The following is a 15561-nucleotide window of genomic DNA, read 5'->3' on the forward strand; positions in this document are numbered from 1 at the left end:
CCATGTGAACCTTCCCCCAACGCGGTGAGCGACGGGGGCAACGGAGTGATCCACATGGGACTTTTAAACATCATCCGTCGGATGGCGCTGCGCGAGAAGCAGTCGATCCGGGAGATCAGCCGGCGCACTGGGCTGTCACGCAACACCATCGCGAAGTATTTGAGTGCCGGCACGATCGAGCCGACGTTCACGGTTCCGGAACGACCGAGCAAGCTTGATCCTTTTGCCGACAAACTCTCTGGCTGGCTGAAGACCGAGGCCGGGAGGTCGCGCAAGCAGCGCCGAACATTGAAGCAGCTTCATGCCGATCTGATGGCTCTCGGCTTTACCGGCTCCTATGGTAGGGTCGCCGCGTTCGCTCGTGACTGGCGGACTGAGCAGCAGACAGCGAGCCGCGGCATATTCATTCCTCTGTCCTTCCGCCCAGGCGAAGCGTTCCAATTCGATTGGAGCGAAGATTATGCCGTGATAGGCGGCGAGCGCACGAAGCTGCAGGTCGCCCATATCAAACTATCACACAGCCGGGCGTTTCTGGTCAGGGCCTACCTGCTACAAACGCACGAGATGCTCTTCGACGCTCATTGGCACGGGTTCCGCGTGTTTGGCGGTGTGCCGGGTCGCGGCATTTACGATAACATGAAAACCGCGGTCGATCGCGTCGGTCGTGGCAAGGAGCGACAGGTCAATATCCGTTTCCTCGCGATGACGAACCACTACGTCTTTGCGCCTGAGTTTTGCAATCCCGCCGCGGGTTGGGAGAAGGGCCAGATCGAGAAGAATGTCCAGGATGCCCGGCCGCGACTTTGGCAACAGATGCCGGACTTTCCTGATCTGGCGGCATTGAATGCCTGGCTGGAACAGCATTGCCAGGACCTGTGGCGCGACACAGCACACGGCACCTTGCCCGGCACGATCGCGGACGTCTGGTCCGCGGAACAGCCAGCATTGATGGCGCTCCCCGCTGCGTTTGACGGCTTCGTCGAGCAGGGCAAACGTGTCTCTCCGACATGCCTGATCACCTTCGAGCGGAACCGCTATAGCGTGCCTGCATCGTTTGCGAACCGGCCTGTCAGCTTGCGGATTTATCCCGAGAGACTGGTTGTTGCAGCCGAGGGCAATATCCTCTGCGAACATCCGCGGATCATAGAACGCAGCCACGACAAACCACCGCGAACGATTTACGACTGGCGGCATTACCTTGCGGTCATCCAGCGCAAACCCGGAGCCCTGCGCAATGGTGCGCCTTTCCTGGAATTGCCGCGGGCCTTTCGACGGTTGCAGGACCAGATGCTGCGTCGCCTGGGCGGCGATCGTGAGATGGCCGATATCCTGGCTCTGGTGCTTCATCACGACGAACAGGTCGTCGTCAGGGCTGTGGAGCTGGCTCTGGATCAAGGCGTCGCGACCAAGACACATGTGCTGAACCTGCTGCATCGTCTGATCGATGGGAAAACGACTGACGGCCCTGACATCGACACGCCACAGGCGCTGACCTTGTTGCGTGAACCCAAGGCCAACGTCGAACGCTACGATGGCTTGCGTGTCCGGATCGTGGGAGGTCGCCATGCGTCATGATCCCGCAAGTGCCGCCGTCGTCATCATGCTGCGGAGCCTGAAGATGTATGGCATGGCCCAAGCCGTCACAGACCTGATTGAGCAAGGGGCTCCAGCTTTTGATGCGGCCGTGCCGATCCTGTCCCAGTTGCTGAAAGCCGAGATGGCCGAACGTGAGGTTCGCTCGATTGCCTATCACATGAAGGCTGCTCGCTTCCCAGCCTATAAGGACATCTCCGGGTTCGACTTCGCCGCCAGCGAAATCAACGAAGCGACGGTGCGCCAACTGCACCGATGCGAGTTCATGGACGGGGCGCAGAATATCGTGCTCGTCGGTGGGCCGGGCACAGGAAAAACACATGTCGCGACTGCCCTTGGGGTCCAGGCGATCGAGCATCACCGCCGGAAGGTCCGCTTCTTCTCGACCATCGAATTGGTCAATGCGCTCGAACAGGAGAAGGCCAAAGGCAAGGCAGGACAGATCGCTGAGACCCTGGTTCGCCTCGATCTCCTGATCCTCGATGAATTGGGATACCTTCCGTTCAGTGCCTCAGGGGGAGCGTTGCTCTTCCACCTGCTAAGCAAGCTCTACGAGCGCACCAGCGTCATTATCACGACCAACCTCAGCTTCAGCGAATGGGCAACCGTCTTCGGTGATGCCAAGATGACCACGGCTTTGCTCGATCGCCTGACCCACCGTTGCCATATCCTGGAAACAGGAAACGACAGCTTCCGCTTCAAGGCCAGCTCGGCCGCAGCAGCTCAGAAGAGAGGAGAAAAGGCCAATCCCTTGACCAAAGCCTGATCAGAAAACCATACTCAGAGGTGGCTCACTTCTCGGTGGAAAAACCGGCTCAGTTCCGCGTGGAAACCAACAGGCGTCATCGTTGATATAGCGATGCAACGTTTTGGCAATATCGTGCCGGTCGAACACGCTCTTCTCGTTGCTGATCAGCGTCAAAACCTGTTCGGGTTTTTGCCGGATCAGTTCGGCATTTTGCCGTGCTGCCTCGTCATCCAGCCTGCCGCGCTCGACCGTCAATCCTTGCTGCTGCATCTGCGAGGCATGCACGCCCATGTGCTCGGTCGGCGACAACTCAAGACCGCGCTCCACGTGTGAGCGATGATCGATGCGAACATCCAGGCCTTCGCGCTGAAGCTGACGGTTGGCAATGCCTTCCCATGCCTGCCTGATATCGCGAAGCTGAATGTCGGTTGTCGCCATACCATTTGCCAGCAGCCGTGCGTTCTTATGCTCGAGATAAGTTTTCTCGCCAAGGCGGGTTCTGCCTACCTGTCGCGTCGTCATCAGCACATGCGCATGATAGTTCCTGATGTCACCGTGTTCACTTGGCGAATGGGTTGCAAAATCCACGGCCGCGCCATAGCGGTTTGCAAGATCCCGGGCAAAGGCGCGTGCAGCGTTCAGCCGCCCTTCTGGCGACAGCTCATGCGGAAGCGCGATTTCGAATTCGCGGGCGACGCGGGCATCCCTGCGCTTTTCTGCGAACTCGGCAGCGTTCCACAATGCCGAACGATCCAGAGCCCAATCGGCAGAAAGACCGTCCGGCAATACGATCTCCTTATGCGCCACGCCCTCTTTGCGAGTGAAGTCATGCACAAGGCCATCGCGGTGATTGGTAAGAAGTACCGCGCAACGGTAGGCGGCAGATGCCACAGCACTTCGGCCGGATGAGCGCGAGACAGGTTTGGTGCTGAGATGATAAATCGCCAACCGAAATCTCCGAACCGCAAACGGGGAAATTCAGCGCTCTGACGCGTGGCAAGTCGTAAGTGCGCCCTTGTCTGTTTACCGGTGGCGAGGCTAGCAACAACGAACGGCGATTTCGACTACTAAAAGTAGTAGTCGCCAAGTGGCAATTGCTCGTGTTTGAATAGGGACACAAAAGCGTCAATCAGGGGAGGGCGATAGGCGCAGGTTGATCGCACGACGGAGGAGGGATAGGCGCCAAAGGGAGCCGGACGAGTGGAAGAAGATATTGCAGGCGCGGCGCAACAAACAGGAGCGCGCGCAGGCAACGTGCGGTCGATAGTTTGGGATACGGGCTTTCGATTGGCGGCTGCCAAAAATCGGAGTTTCAAAGAAGTTTACAATGGACCATACAGGATACCGTCCAGAAACGGAGCAGACATGAAGACCAGCCTTGAACATTTGCCGGAACGAAAGCAACGCGAACTTGCGCGCGTCGTCGGAATTATCCAGGAAGAGTTTGCTGATCTGGTGGAGCGCTCGAAGTCGGACGCCAAGAAGGATGGACGGATTTTCAAAATCATTCTGTTTGGTTCTCACGCGCGTGGCAACTGGGTGGATGAACCGCATACGTCGAAAGGCTATCGCTCGGATTTCGACATTCTCGTCATCGTCAGCAACAAGGAACTGGCCGATCCCAAATACTGGGACAAGACAACAGACCGGCTGATGTGGGACAAGGAGATCGAGACACCCGTGAGCCTCATTGTCCATGGCGCTCGCGAGATCAGCAATTTTTTACATGATGGCCAGTACTTCTTCGTCGACCTCGCCCGCGAAGGTGTTGTTCTTTACGAATTCGACGACAGGCCGCTGGCTGAAGCGAAACCGCTCAGCCCTTCCGATGCACTCAGGGTGGCCGAGGAGCATTTCAGTACCCAACTTAATAGCGCCAAATTCTTTCATGAACTCGCTCTATATTCTATCACCCATGATCAGCGAAATCACGCGGCTTTCAATCTTCATCAGGCAGTCGAGACCGCTTACAACTGCTACCTGCTGACACTGACAAACTATTCGCCCGCGTCGCACAATCTCAAATTCCTGCGTGGACTTTCCGAAGGTCGTGACCACCGTCTGATTGACATCTGGCCGCGCGACCGTCAGCGATTTACCACCTGGTACAACATCCTGAATGAGGCCTACGTCAAGGCACGCTATTCGAAGCGTTTCGAGGTTTCCGAAGAGGCGCTGACATGGCTTCAGGAGCGGACGGCGGAACTTCACAAGCTGGTTGAGACCCTCTGCCGCGAGTACATCGAAAAGCTCAAACAGGCCGCGGGACAAGCCGCAAATTCCAGCGACTGAGCGCCACCGGTGGCGGATCAATCCTGAGCTCAGGCAGCAGCCACCGCAGCGTGATCAACCACAGGGTCCAACCTACTTTTACGATCGCTATGTCGATCTCCCCGTAGAAACTGGTCTGTCTTCCAGGAGCAAAGCCGTGGTCAAAGCGGCAGTTCCGGTGCGACCGCAATCGAAAGGAATAATCGTGGCAAGGAAAACCATCGAACAGCGCCTGGCTGAACTGGACGCGCAACGCTCCGCGCTCAAGGCCCGGCTTTCAAAAACCGAGCGCAACAACGATATGCGGCGCAAGGTCCTGATCGGCTCGCTCGTTCTGCATCATCTCGAAACCTCGAATGATCAGGAGTTCAGCAAACAACTCGGTGAATGGCTGCGTCGCGAACTTCCGGCCTTTCTGACACGCGACAATGACAAGGCGCTGTTTGACGATCTGATCGGACGAGAACTGAGGGACAAGGGAGAGGGTAGCGACAGCGGGCAGGGTGCTCCATGAGCCGATTGCGACTTGCCCGGGACGCATTCAAGAACATGATGCGCGCTGCCGCGCGGGATCCGCTTTGGGCATTTCTAGCTTTGATTGCCATGCCCTTCCGGATCTGGAAACCGCTTCTCGGATTTGTCGTCATCCTCATCATCGTCACGTTCGTGATCGGCATGGGTGGCCGTCATTTCCTTGAGCAAACGGGTTTCGGTCACGGCTCGCCTGTCTACATCATCCCCGATTTCCTCACCTTGCTGGCGCTTGCCGCTATCACCTTCCGGTTCATCACCAGCTTGCTCATTTTGCATTTCGGGGAGAATGACGATGAGACCCATGGCTCCGCCCGCTTTGCGACAGACAAGGAGATAGCTGCTCTCACCTCATCGGGTTCAGGCCTCCTGATCGGTCGTGATGCGAAAACGGCCAAACCCCTACGCTATGATGGTCCGGCCCATCTCCTTACCATGGCGCCGACCCGTACCGGCAAGGGTGTCGGCACGATCATCCCGAACCTGCTGACCGCCGATCGTTCGGTGATCTGCGTCGATCCAAAAGGCGAGAATGCAAGGATCACCGGCCGTGCGCGCCAGAAATTCGGACCGGTTCATGTGCTCGATCCTTTTGCTGTTACCGGGAGACCTTCTGCAGCCTTCAATCCCCTTGCCATGCTTGATCCCCAAAACCTCGATGTCGCGGAAGACGCCAGTGCCCTTGCCGACGCTCTCGTGTTCGACGAACCGGGAATGGCGGGGGAGGCGCATTGGAACGAGGAGGCCAAAGCGCTGATTGCTGGATTGCTGCTCGAGATTGTTGCGGCGGAGCCTTTGAGACGCAGGCACCTTGCAACACTTCGCGAGTATCTCACCCTTGCTCCGGAACAGTTTGCAGCGCTGCTCAAGCGGATGCAGGACAGCGATGCGGCAGGCGGTCTTGTTGCGCGCGCCGCAAACCGCCACCTCGGAAAATCCGACCGCGAAGCCGCAGGCGTTCTGTCCGCGGCTCAACGCCATACGCATTTTCTTGATTCACCGCGCATGACGGCCGTGCTCCACCGCTCTGATTTCCGGTTCGCTGATCTCAAGCGCAACAACATGACGGTGTTCCTCGTTCTTCCGCCCGACCGCATCTCGACCTATTCGCGCTGGCTGCGCCTGCTTGTCTTGCAAAGCCTGCTCGAAATGGCCCGCGATCCGGCAAAGCCGACGGCACCGGTTCTCTATTTGCTCGATGAGTTTGCATCGCTTGGGCATCTGGCGCCGGTCGAACGCGCGATGGGTCTAATGGCGGGTTACGGTGTCCAGCTTTGGCCCATCCTTCAGGACATCCATCAGTTGCGTGCCACATACGGTCACCGCGCCGGAACTTTCCTGTCAAACGCCGGCGTGCTGCAGGTCTTTGGCGTCAACGATCATGACAGCGCCCGTCTCATCTCTGATTTGCTTGGACAGGAAACGGTCGTGTTCCAGACGATGGCGAGAGCGCTCGATTCCGATAAGACAGGCATATCATACAGCCAGCAGCATACAGGCCGGCCGTTACTCACCCCGGACGAGGTGCGCAATCTTCCAGCGAACGGACAATTGCTGTTCCTGGCCGGGCAACGACCGGTTTTTGCTGAAAAGCTTGCCTATTTTGCTGATCCGGAGTTCAGGGAGATGTTCGACAGGGTCTAGGTCCTGTTGACAAAGTGGATTCCCAAGTCAGCCTAAGCGTGATTCAAAACTGCTTTTTAGGAAGCAGCTATGGCACGAGGTGATTTGAGTGATGAGTAATGGCGGATTGTCGAACCGCTATTGCCGACCGAGCGTGGTCGCAAGTCTCGGCCATCCCACGACAACCGCCGCTTTTTTAACGGGATGCTCCATGTTCTGCGCGTTGGCCGTCCGTGACGCGACATGCACGAGCGATATGGAAAGTGGAATTCGGTCAATGTTCGTTTCCGTCGCTGGGCCGAACAAGGTGTTTGGGACGAACTCCTTGAAACGCTTGTCGAACTGGGATTGACCGACGATTGGCAACATATGATTGACAGCACCACGGTTCGCGGCCATTCGCAGGCTGCGGGCGCTAAAGGGGGACTTATAAAGAGGGTTTTGGTCGATCACGCCGCGGCTTTACGACAAAAGGCCATGCCCCCGCAGCCGGTCAGGGACGTCCTCTCGGCTTTGTCCTGGCGGGCGGCGAGGCTTCTGATTACAGCGCCGTTCCCGCGCTTCTCACCATACCCATTGGCAAACCTAAATCATTCCTTGCTGACAAGGGCTACGACGGCGACTCCATCCGCGAAGCGATGCTGATCCACGGCATTCGGCCCGTGATTCCGCCAAAAGCGAACAGGACAAACCCGCCTTCTTGAGACTTCAAGGTTTATAAAGGCCGCAACCACATCGAACGAATGTTCAACCGGCTCAAACAGTTCCGACGGATTGCCACCCGTTACGACAAGACCCGATCTTCCTTCGAAGCGTTCCTTTCGCTGGCCGCCGGAAAAATCTGGCTGCCGCCCTTCACAGAACCTTTAGCCCAGCAATGGCTCAGATCGCCTGTAAGCCCACCATCGCCGATCAACCGGAGCCTTCGGTCCATCCGACGGTGGGGACGTGAAGGCAGTCATTATTGTTATTAAACGCGCCGCATCATCGCACGACGCATTTCGCGGCCACAGTGACGGATTCCTTCATGACGTATTCCACATTCGTAGTGTTGAACGTACAGATGGTATTATTGCGGCCGGGGATATCGAATTGATCTCCAGCGTGCGTGTTGCGTTCTTGTCCGTTTAAAAAAACTTGAGCCGTCTTATCTCCGTTTACCTTGTGAACGCCGAAATTTATAGCGCCACCTTCGATGATTGCCGATGACCCTTCGAGAATACTGTAATCCTTTCCTAAGCTAGTCATATTTTCGATATCGCGCGTAGCTTTTTCCAGAGCTTTGGCCGTGTTGGCAAGTTCTCTAGCAACTAGGTCACCTGCCTCTTTTTGTCTCTGAATATGCTGGCGCGCAAGGATCAACTGATCCCGAGCCGTCGCATATTCTGCATTTGACGCAAGAATTCCCTCGAACATTTTGGACGCTTGTTCAAGGTTCGCGGTTGCGGCCTCAGCTCGCTTAGCGACTTCCTCGAACTTAAATTCTTTTGACTTTTCATAGACAGCGAGTGCGCCAGCGCCCGCATCTTTTCCTTGGTTATACGCGTTCTGATGAATGAGATAGCCAGCAGTTAACAATATCAAAAAGGCAGAAACAAATTTGCCTAAGTGATCTACGAAAGCTTGCAAAGGAGCTGGCGTGGAGGCCGGCGGCAAAGGAGGTGGAGAAGGCGAAGCTGTCATTTGTAAGCACCCGTTTTGTACTTTGTAACACCCGCTGGTTGCTAAGTCGTTACTGCCAAGTAGTGGACGTTGCGGCAGGATTCCGCCATGACCCCGGAAATCGTTGATCCCAACAATCCCGCGCGAGGTCCCGGTCGTCCGTCTGATTATTCGCCGTTACTGGCGAGCATTATCTGCGAGCACATGATCAAGGGTCTCTCCGTGCGCAAAATAGGCGGCATGGAGGAGATGCCGTGTGAGGACACAATCCACACATGGCTCGCCCGATACCCACACTTTCCCGAGAAGTACGAAAAGGCGGTGCAACATCGCACTACCAAATACATGGACGAATGCGTGGATCTCGCTGATATGATGCCAGACGGCATTATGTTCATCGCTGGAAACGGGCAGATGTACACCCGAGACGGCTGCACAGCGTGAGTTTGATACAATCAAGAATGCCGCGGATGCTGTGGCGTGAGCGGCTGCGCGACGCCCGTAAGCGCGTCCTGTATCGTGTATCAGCTCAACCGGCCAAGCCTAAGTGAAGACGACACTGTGGAAACTCAGCTATCCGTACAAACCTCGATGTTGCAGTGGAAACAGCCTGCGAAAAATAGCAAGTTAAATCAGTGGTTTGCGGTAGGTGATAGGTAAATGCAGTTCACAGGTTGTGGATAGTTCCTGTTTTATCGTTTTTTGCGAAAGTTGCCATACTTGCTAACATCAAAAATTCAGCAATAGAAACAGGCGCTTGCGGATAGTTTAGTTCACCGATGGTTAATGCGCGGCGCTCTGTTTACATCGTTGCTATTGCATAGTCCTGCGATTCGGGTGAAATTGCGCAGCGAGCAGCGACCTCTTGTTTTGTTTTTTAAGCAGAGGTACGCCCATGGAAGACCCAAGAGATTCTCTTAATTTTGAAATTGGCTGGTTCAAAGCAACAGCGGTTGGACGATTTACTATCGTGTCCGTCTTAACCTTTCTTCTGGTTCTGGCGGGATTTGGATGGGTGTTTGGCCTTGGCCAGCTCGGCAAGTCTATTTCCGAGGCAGTTCCCGAAATCACAATTGGTAAATGAAAACCCGCCGAAGCGAGTTTGTGCGTGTACCCGAGTCAGGCGGCGAGTTTTTCGCGGAGAGCGAAGCCCATCAGTGGCCAAATTTGACGTACGGCGTCTTCACGGGCGAATTTTGCGCCAAGAGCCTCATCGAAGTTGTCCGGGTTAGCCGGAGCCGATTACCGAGGGGTTCCGGAAATACGATAGGTGTGGTGACCCCAGAAATATGCGTCACGGGAGACGAGACCACTTTTTGCGTAATAGCTGAGGAGCCTTGTCCTTCTCATCAAAAATCGGCCGACCTTCTGCGTTGGTGCCGACATTTCCCCAAGTTATACTTTCGATCCTACTGGAAGATGGGAATAATTATTGTTTTTGTAGATTTGAAGTCATTGAACGTAACTGCTTTTCCCGGCAAAATCGTCGTAAATAGTGTTCGATCGATTTATAGTGTGCGGCTGCCGTTAAAATATCGATGCGACGGTCGGTGACCCGACCAGGGCTGGTATCCAATACCGTTCCAAAGAAAAAAGCTTATTAGACATTGCTATGATCCAACTAAAATAGTTTTTCGTACGATGTTCCGGCAGTAGAAAAATGGGACCTGTCTTTTGCATGTTCTCAGTATCTTGTCCGATAGCACTTGTTGATCCTGAAGCTTTCGGAAGTAACAACCAGTCCGTCGACGACGCCGGCACAGAAAACGCTCCATGCAAGGCCGACGCTCACACCATAGAAATCATCCCTCACCTGATGTGGCGGCCCACATTTGACAGATGACTCATTTCTCAATTCCGTCTTCTCCTGGATGTTCAAGCTGTCCCAGTAAGCCATTTTCGTCGCTTGGAAGACGTCTGCATCCGTTAGTCTATTCCAGCACGCGTAGCGATATATGGCCCCACCAAAAATTGGGCTCACCAATATCATGACGATAACAATAGTTAGTCTTTTCAGCATGTTATAACGCTCTGGTGCATTTGTGTATGGGCTTAAATCACGAAGGCGCGTGTTTTCATATTAGGTACGATCCGCTGATACACGTACCGCCACAGGCTCTTATAAGACCGCCTGTTTGCTTCAGACGGTGTCCCGTCGTGACATGTAAAAAACTTGAGCTGCTCTTTTCGATGTCGCCCAATGATTAATCGCGGAAATTAGCGCTAAGAAAATCTTGGCTCGTCTGAGCGGCCTCAGACTTAGATCCACAGCTATCAAGTTGATACTTACGATGCAGGATTCATCTGTAAGCAAAACTCACTCGATGTAGCCCAAGCTAGACCAATCACATCGCCGTTCCACTCAGCTGATATGCCAACTATGTTCGGTCGACGAGGCAGGATCTGCTTGATGTGCTAATCAAGTTTTATGTTAGACATTTTTTGGTGTCGGAGCAGCTTTGACGCGTGATGATGCTGTACCAACATCTCGACCCTGCCCACGTCTTGTGACGAAAAACGTGCGCGGAGAGGGCCTTCGGCAATCCCTTTATTCACCCCGGTAACGTCGGTAGTGGCATTAGCAAAGAATGCGCATCTATTTCAGTCGGTTGCGCTGCAACCGGCTTAACAGGTTATGAAACTGAGAAATCGCTATAGATTTTTATATCAAAAGTAGTAAATTCATTTCTGGGTTGTTAAAGGGGGCGGGGATGCTTAGCAGGAGGCAATTCACTTCTTATTTCGCAGCAGCATCAAGTATGCTCACAGGTAATGCTTTTATGCCTGAAATATCCTATGCTCAGGATGAGCTTCCCCCACTGGAGATGGGGCTCGCTGATTTCTCTCAGTCATGGGAACTCACCCAAGGTGACAGCACTATACTGGTTGCGACAGCTGCCGACATATCTGACGATACTGTAATTAAACTTTCAAATGTCACATTTAGAACGCTTGCTGATATCCAGGAGTATTTTGACAGGAAATTTTCGACGTCGTTTATCGGTTTTTTCAATTCGCAGGTTGCAAATAAGGGGGCATGGCAGGGGAAGCGGATCCAGGGGGCGAGGTCCGAAGAAAATTTTTCCGCTTACTGGCATTCGGCAACTTTGTCTGCCCCCGTCAGTCTGATGACCTTTCTTTCCTACATGTCGGTTTTCATAAACGAGATCAATGGAAACCTGGTCAGCAGGACTGAGAGTTACGGGTCCCAGGATCACCCGGGAATATCCTATCTCTTCAATGTCGTGAACATGACTGGAGCCGGCGGCAGGAAGTGGCGTAAGAAGTCCTACAATTCTGATCCTCTGAACTATTCCCTCCACCAACTGCTTCAGGACGACCTATTCCTTAGTAGTCGGATGAATCTGCGTTTTGCGAATGATCTAGCGAGGACGACCGATGATGTCTGGAAAGGGTCCTCTTATCCCCGCGATGTCTTTCCGACCTCCGGCAAGGCGAGTGAGTCCGGAATTATCCTCGAGGGCGACTTCTACAAGTTTCGTGGCCGGGGTCTTATACAGACGACATGGCGGGCGAATTATCGTGACCTCGCGGACTACATCCTTGACTACAGCGGATCCAGTCCATTGCTGTTGGACTTTAAAAAACGCTGGGCGGGATATACCGCCGACCAGATCTGCACATTGAGTACGGGCACGGACTGGGACGATATATTCGCGGATCCAAAGGCAGAGGTATTACAAGCAGCCATCAGAATTCATGCCAGAAAAGGGGCATACCTACCCTTGTCCAGGTCTCCCGATGCTCTCAACGGCAACGCCGAAGGGTCGATAATAAAGATGGGCAACGGCATTGGCGGCCTTGGCTACGGAAACAATCTCAAAGCGCGTGTGAGGCAGATATGTCTGGCAATCGACGTCTGATTTCTCCTTTATTGGTCCTGCTTTGTTCAGTTCCAGTGTGCGCTGGGCCCGCTCTGGCTCAGACCCCTGCGAACATTGTGGAGTGCATAAGAGCGACTGCCGGCCCGGCGGTCGCTCAGATCGTTTACCAGTTCCAACTTGCGGATGGAACAAAAGACGAGGCTCGAGGAAGCGGTTTTGTCATCAAAGGCGACGGTTACATCATCACGGCGGCTCACGTGTTGAGACCGCCACCTGTCTATACATCCAGCGTGGTCACTTCGACGATCAAGGTTAAACTCGGAAGCTTGTTCGCAACGGAATATCCCGCCTCGCTGATAACAAAAATTGACGATCTCGATATTGCCTTGATCAAGATGCCCATGCTTAACGCAGGCTGGCCAAAAGTTCAGATTCACTATGGGGCGGGCGAAGATTCGATGCCTTGGCTTTATGCGTCAGGGTTCCCGGGGACATCCGATCTTACCGGAGCCGGCCCTGGAAAGGTGACATCGCCGAATGCTGTCGTGGATGGAAAGCCAACCGCGTGGTGGCAAACCGATATTCCGCTTAATCCTGGAATGAGTGGCGGCCCGGTCTTCAATTCTTTTGGAGAAGTGGCGGGTATCGCCGCGGCAATCAAAGGCCAGGCTGGCGGATCAATTACCTATGTCATTCCAATTTCTTCCGCGCTGACCCTCATACCATTGGCCGGTGTCACGGAATATACCCCCAGCCCCTGCAGCGATGACGGCAAATCCATGGTGATGGATTTCATTAAGGGCGCAGTCGAGGGGCAGTATGAAAAAGATCGGATATCCGACTATTTATATCAGACGATACTCGGTCAGACTGATGCCAACAGACGCTACCCGCAATTGAGCCGGCTGGGCAAAATACGGGATTTTGAAGTGGCTCATAAACAGGGCGTGCCACAAGGCACCTGGTTCACCATTAAGGTGCAACACGATAACGGTCAGTCGACCTGGGTGATCGGTTATAACCGTCAAAAGAAATGGATAGATGTCGCATCCTTCCAGGTCGTTGGACCTTGAAATCGATTTGGTTGCATCGTTTGAAGGAGTTATGGTTTTGAGCACGCAGATAGCCACAAGGCGCGAGCTGATCAGGATGGCGGGCGGAATAGCTGCGGCCACGATGATGCCGACACGTGTTCTGTCGGAGGAATCCTGCACTTCCGTGCAGTGCAGCGCCTATATTCCGAGCGGTCAGTTCGGACATATCCAGCAACCATTGCCGTCTGTCTGGTGCTGGGCAGCAACAATCGCCATGATCTGCAACTGGCATGGCTGCAGAATGGATCAAAGCAGCGTCGTGAGACAGTGTTTTGGTGCCTACGTCAACGCACCTGCCGATCCGTTCACGCTCATAGATTCCATCAACAGATCCTACATCGACGACGCTGGAAGATCATTTACACTCTCTTCAAGGGTCTGGTCGGTTCTGCACGGCGTCACCAATCTCAATAATCTCGGGATAATTGGTGAACTTAAGCAGAGGAAACCCCTCGTCGTTTGCAATACTAGCCATATGATGGCTCTCGTCGGCGTCTCGTATTTGCGGGTGAATGGAGAGATTTACGAGGCTTGGGTCGCGGATCCGGCGGTCTATGGACCCGTAACTCATGGAATACCGGGGATACAGCCACTGGCCTCCGGCTTTAGATATCTGATGCCAGCCGAGATGACGCCCGCTCCAGCCGGCGGGGCGTTAATGTTCGTTGCCGCAGTTGATGTTGTTTGAGTCCCGCGCACTCGGCACCCTCCTTTATTTGGCACTGGCCAGTGTCTCACGCGCCCGCAAGGCCATGATTTTTCGATGCGCGAGTTGGGGACCTTTAGTTATCATCCTCTGGTGATCAACGATTTTCGGTCATGACGAGTGTTGACTGTGTCCCGCTCAACGGTTCGATTGAGTTCGCCCCTACCTCTTCGGGTACTTATGGATCTGGTAGCGCTTCGCAAGGTCTACGGCGTGTAATGCAGCATTTACAGGATTGCTGTATTTTATGGGCTTACTTTTGTGACCGTGCTATCCTCGCGATACACGACGGGAGTGTGTTTTATGGCAGGTTCAGGTAATTCTTACACCACGAGTGATCTTTCCAGGAAGTCGGGTGATATTATCGCTGAGGCGCTTCGTCATCCGGTGACGATCACCCAGCGCAACAAGCCTCGCCTGGTTCTTCTTAATATCGAGGATTATGAACGTCTGATGCGGCAGTCTGATCTGCGTGCGGTTGGCACTATTGATAATATGTCTGACTCTTTGCTAGAGGAATTTGAGGCCGCAGTCGACACTTATGCGGAAAGTGAAGAGACGGTTCGGTGAGCGGTTTCGATAAGAGACTGCAGTCGTAATCCGCTACCCTTATCTATGGAGCCGCGAGGCTGCCCGCGGTGAAACCGAAGGTCGGAAGGGGCGACCTGTTGTTGTTGGCGTCAGGCTCGCCCGTGCGGGCGGCGACATGGTTCTTTTCTTTCCTATCACGACGAAGCATCCGGAAACTGATCGTTTTGCTATTGAGATCCCTGCCATTGAAAAGCGCCGGGCCGGTCTTGATGCAGATGTGCGGCTTTGGATCATTCTGGATGAGTATAACAGCGACATTATCGGACATTCTTTCTACCTGGAGCCGGAGCTACCTGTGGGACGGTTCAGTAAAGCTTTTTTTCTCCCTGTCCTTCGGGAGTTTATTGCACGTCGTCGGTCGTCCAGCGAGGTTTACCGCGCCCGATAAAGAACCGTGTGATGTTCGGTAACTCAGTTCGACAAATCGGACAGATCCTTGATATACACGCTTAACGTGTCACGTTCGACGGACTGGCAATCCTATGCTGGCTGGGCCAAATCGCGCCGATATACGCCCCTGGAATATTTTACCCATATTGATGACATTAATACATATGTTCCCATATTTATACTTATTTTACGGAATAGAATATTTAGCGATGATTGGGCGGCTGTAAATTGAACAGGGAGGAAGAGGGCCGGTAAAACATATAATTTGTCCAATAGGTGAGTGCAAAACATATAAATAATTAAACGCACTATTTCTGCGGGAGAGATGAGAGATTTGCTGGAGAAGTTCGCCTGTTTGTGCGCAGTCAATTTAGCACTGTTATAAGCAGGTGATTTATATAGGTTTTTATTGTTTAATGGATTTATTTACAGGTGGAACCGGAGGGAATCTGATTGGAAAGTGAATTGAAAAGGTGGTGAAAATTGATGGCGATCGATCGTAATAAC

General features: G+C 53.7%; 13 protein-coding genes and 3 pseudogenes. 13 read left to right on the plus strand and 3 right to left on the minus strand.

Going from position 1 to position 15561, the window contains the following annotated elements; genetic code table 11:
* Window positions 1–54 precede the first annotated feature (54 nt).
* The gene (gene istA / locus CFBP4996_RS25455) at window positions 55–1575 is read left to right on the plus strand and encodes an IS21 family transposase (protein WP_137396214.1); all 1521 of its coding nucleotides are present in this window, start codon (window positions 55–57) and stop codon (window positions 1573–1575) included.
* Complete coding sequence (gene istB, locus CFBP4996_RS25460) at window positions 1565–2359, plus strand: IS21-like element helper ATPase IstB (RefSeq protein ID WP_137396213.1); 795 nt, start codon at window positions 1565–1567, stop codon at window positions 2357–2359. Before istA ends, istB begins: the two co-directional genes overlap by 11 nt.
* A gap of 63 nt (window positions 2360–2422) precedes the next feature.
* On the opposite strand, the pseudogene mobQ reads toward istB, so the two are convergent.
* Window positions 2423–3289, minus strand: a pseudogene (gene mobQ, locus CFBP4996_RS25465) (MobQ family relaxase); the annotation flags it as partial.
* A gap of 417 nt (window positions 3290–3706) precedes the next feature.
* On the opposite strand from mobQ, the gene CFBP4996_RS25470 reads away from it, so the two are divergent.
* The 4 genes and pseudogenes from CFBP4996_RS25470 to CFBP4996_RS29570 form a co-directional block, all read left to right on the plus strand.
* Window positions 3707–4633 (plus strand): nucleotidyltransferase and HEPN domain-containing protein, encoded by a 927-nt coding sequence (locus CFBP4996_RS25470; RefSeq protein WP_080853321.1) that lies wholly within the window; start codon window positions 3707–3709, stop codon window positions 4631–4633.
* Window positions 4634–4817: 184 nt separating this feature from the next.
* The gene (locus CFBP4996_RS25475; protein WP_121490306.1) at window positions 4818–5126 is read left to right on the plus strand and encodes a mobilization protein; all 309 of its coding nucleotides are present in this window, start codon (window positions 4818–4820) and stop codon (window positions 5124–5126) included.
* Window positions 5123–6787, plus strand: coding sequence for a type IV secretory system conjugative DNA transfer family protein (locus CFBP4996_RS25485; RefSeq protein ID WP_080853320.1), 1665 nt, complete (start codon window positions 5123–5125; stop codon window positions 6785–6787). Before CFBP4996_RS25475 ends, CFBP4996_RS25485 begins: the two co-directional genes overlap by 4 nt.
* A gap of 105 nt (window positions 6788–6892) precedes the next feature.
* A pseudogene (locus tag CFBP4996_RS29570) lies at window positions 6893–7623 on the plus strand (IS5 family transposase); the annotation flags it as partial.
* A 127-nt stretch (window positions 7624–7750) separates the two neighbouring features.
* Here the strand turns inward: CFBP4996_RS29570 and CFBP4996_RS25505 are convergent.
* Window positions 7751–8449, minus strand: a complete 699-nt coding sequence (locus CFBP4996_RS25505; protein ID WP_137396212.1) for a hypothetical protein — start codon at window positions 8447–8449, stop codon at window positions 7751–7753.
* A gap of 87 nt (window positions 8450–8536) precedes the next feature.
* Between CFBP4996_RS25505 and CFBP4996_RS25510 the strand changes: the two genes are divergently transcribed.
* Together CFBP4996_RS25510 and CFBP4996_RS25515 are read left to right on the plus strand one after the other, a co-directional pair.
* A complete protein-coding gene (locus CFBP4996_RS25510) occupies window positions 8537–8872 on the plus strand; it encodes a terminase small subunit-like protein (RefSeq protein ID WP_080853318.1) in 336 nt (111 codons plus the stop codon).
* Between the two features lie 451 nt (window positions 8873–9323).
* Entirely contained in the window at window positions 9324–9512 is a 189-nt protein-coding gene (locus CFBP4996_RS25515) for a hypothetical protein (protein ID WP_137396211.1), read from the plus strand.
* Between the two features lie 35 nt (window positions 9513–9547).
* Here the strand turns inward: CFBP4996_RS25515 and CFBP4996_RS25520 are convergent.
* Window positions 9548–9658, minus strand: a pseudogene (locus CFBP4996_RS25520) (Gp49 family protein); the annotation flags it as partial.
* A 1529-nt stretch (window positions 9659–11187) separates the two neighbouring features.
* On the opposite strand from CFBP4996_RS25520, the gene CFBP4996_RS25525 reads away from it, so the two are divergent.
* From CFBP4996_RS25525 to CFBP4996_RS25545, 5 genes are all read left to right on the plus strand, one after another.
* A complete protein-coding gene (locus CFBP4996_RS25525) occupies window positions 11188–12312 on the plus strand; it encodes a hypothetical protein (protein WP_080853316.1) in 1125 nt (374 codons plus the stop codon).
* A complete protein-coding gene (locus CFBP4996_RS25530) occupies window positions 12291–13346 on the plus strand; it encodes a S1 family peptidase (protein WP_080853315.1) in 1056 nt (351 codons plus the stop codon). Before CFBP4996_RS25525 ends, CFBP4996_RS25530 begins: the two co-directional genes overlap by 22 nt.
* A gap of 37 nt (window positions 13347–13383) precedes the next feature.
* On the plus strand, window positions 13384–14055 hold the full coding sequence (locus CFBP4996_RS25535) for a hypothetical protein (protein ID WP_137396209.1): 672 nt from the start codon (window positions 13384–13386) through the stop codon (window positions 14053–14055).
* Window positions 14056–14376: 321 nt separating this feature from the next.
* Window positions 14377–14643, plus strand: coding sequence for a type II toxin-antitoxin system prevent-host-death family antitoxin (locus CFBP4996_RS25540; protein WP_080853313.1), 267 nt, complete (start codon window positions 14377–14379; stop codon window positions 14641–14643).
* Between the two features lie 28 nt (window positions 14644–14671).
* Window positions 14672–15052, plus strand: coding sequence for a hypothetical protein (locus CFBP4996_RS25545; RefSeq protein ID WP_137396208.1), 381 nt, complete (start codon window positions 14672–14674; stop codon window positions 15050–15052).
* Window positions 15053–15561: the final 509 nt, after the last annotated feature.

Origin of the sequence: Agrobacterium leguminum (genome assembly GCF_005144435.2) — a bacterium.
GTDB classification, from domain to species: Bacteria; Pseudomonadota; Alphaproteobacteria; order Rhizobiales; family Rhizobiaceae; genus Agrobacterium; species Agrobacterium leguminum.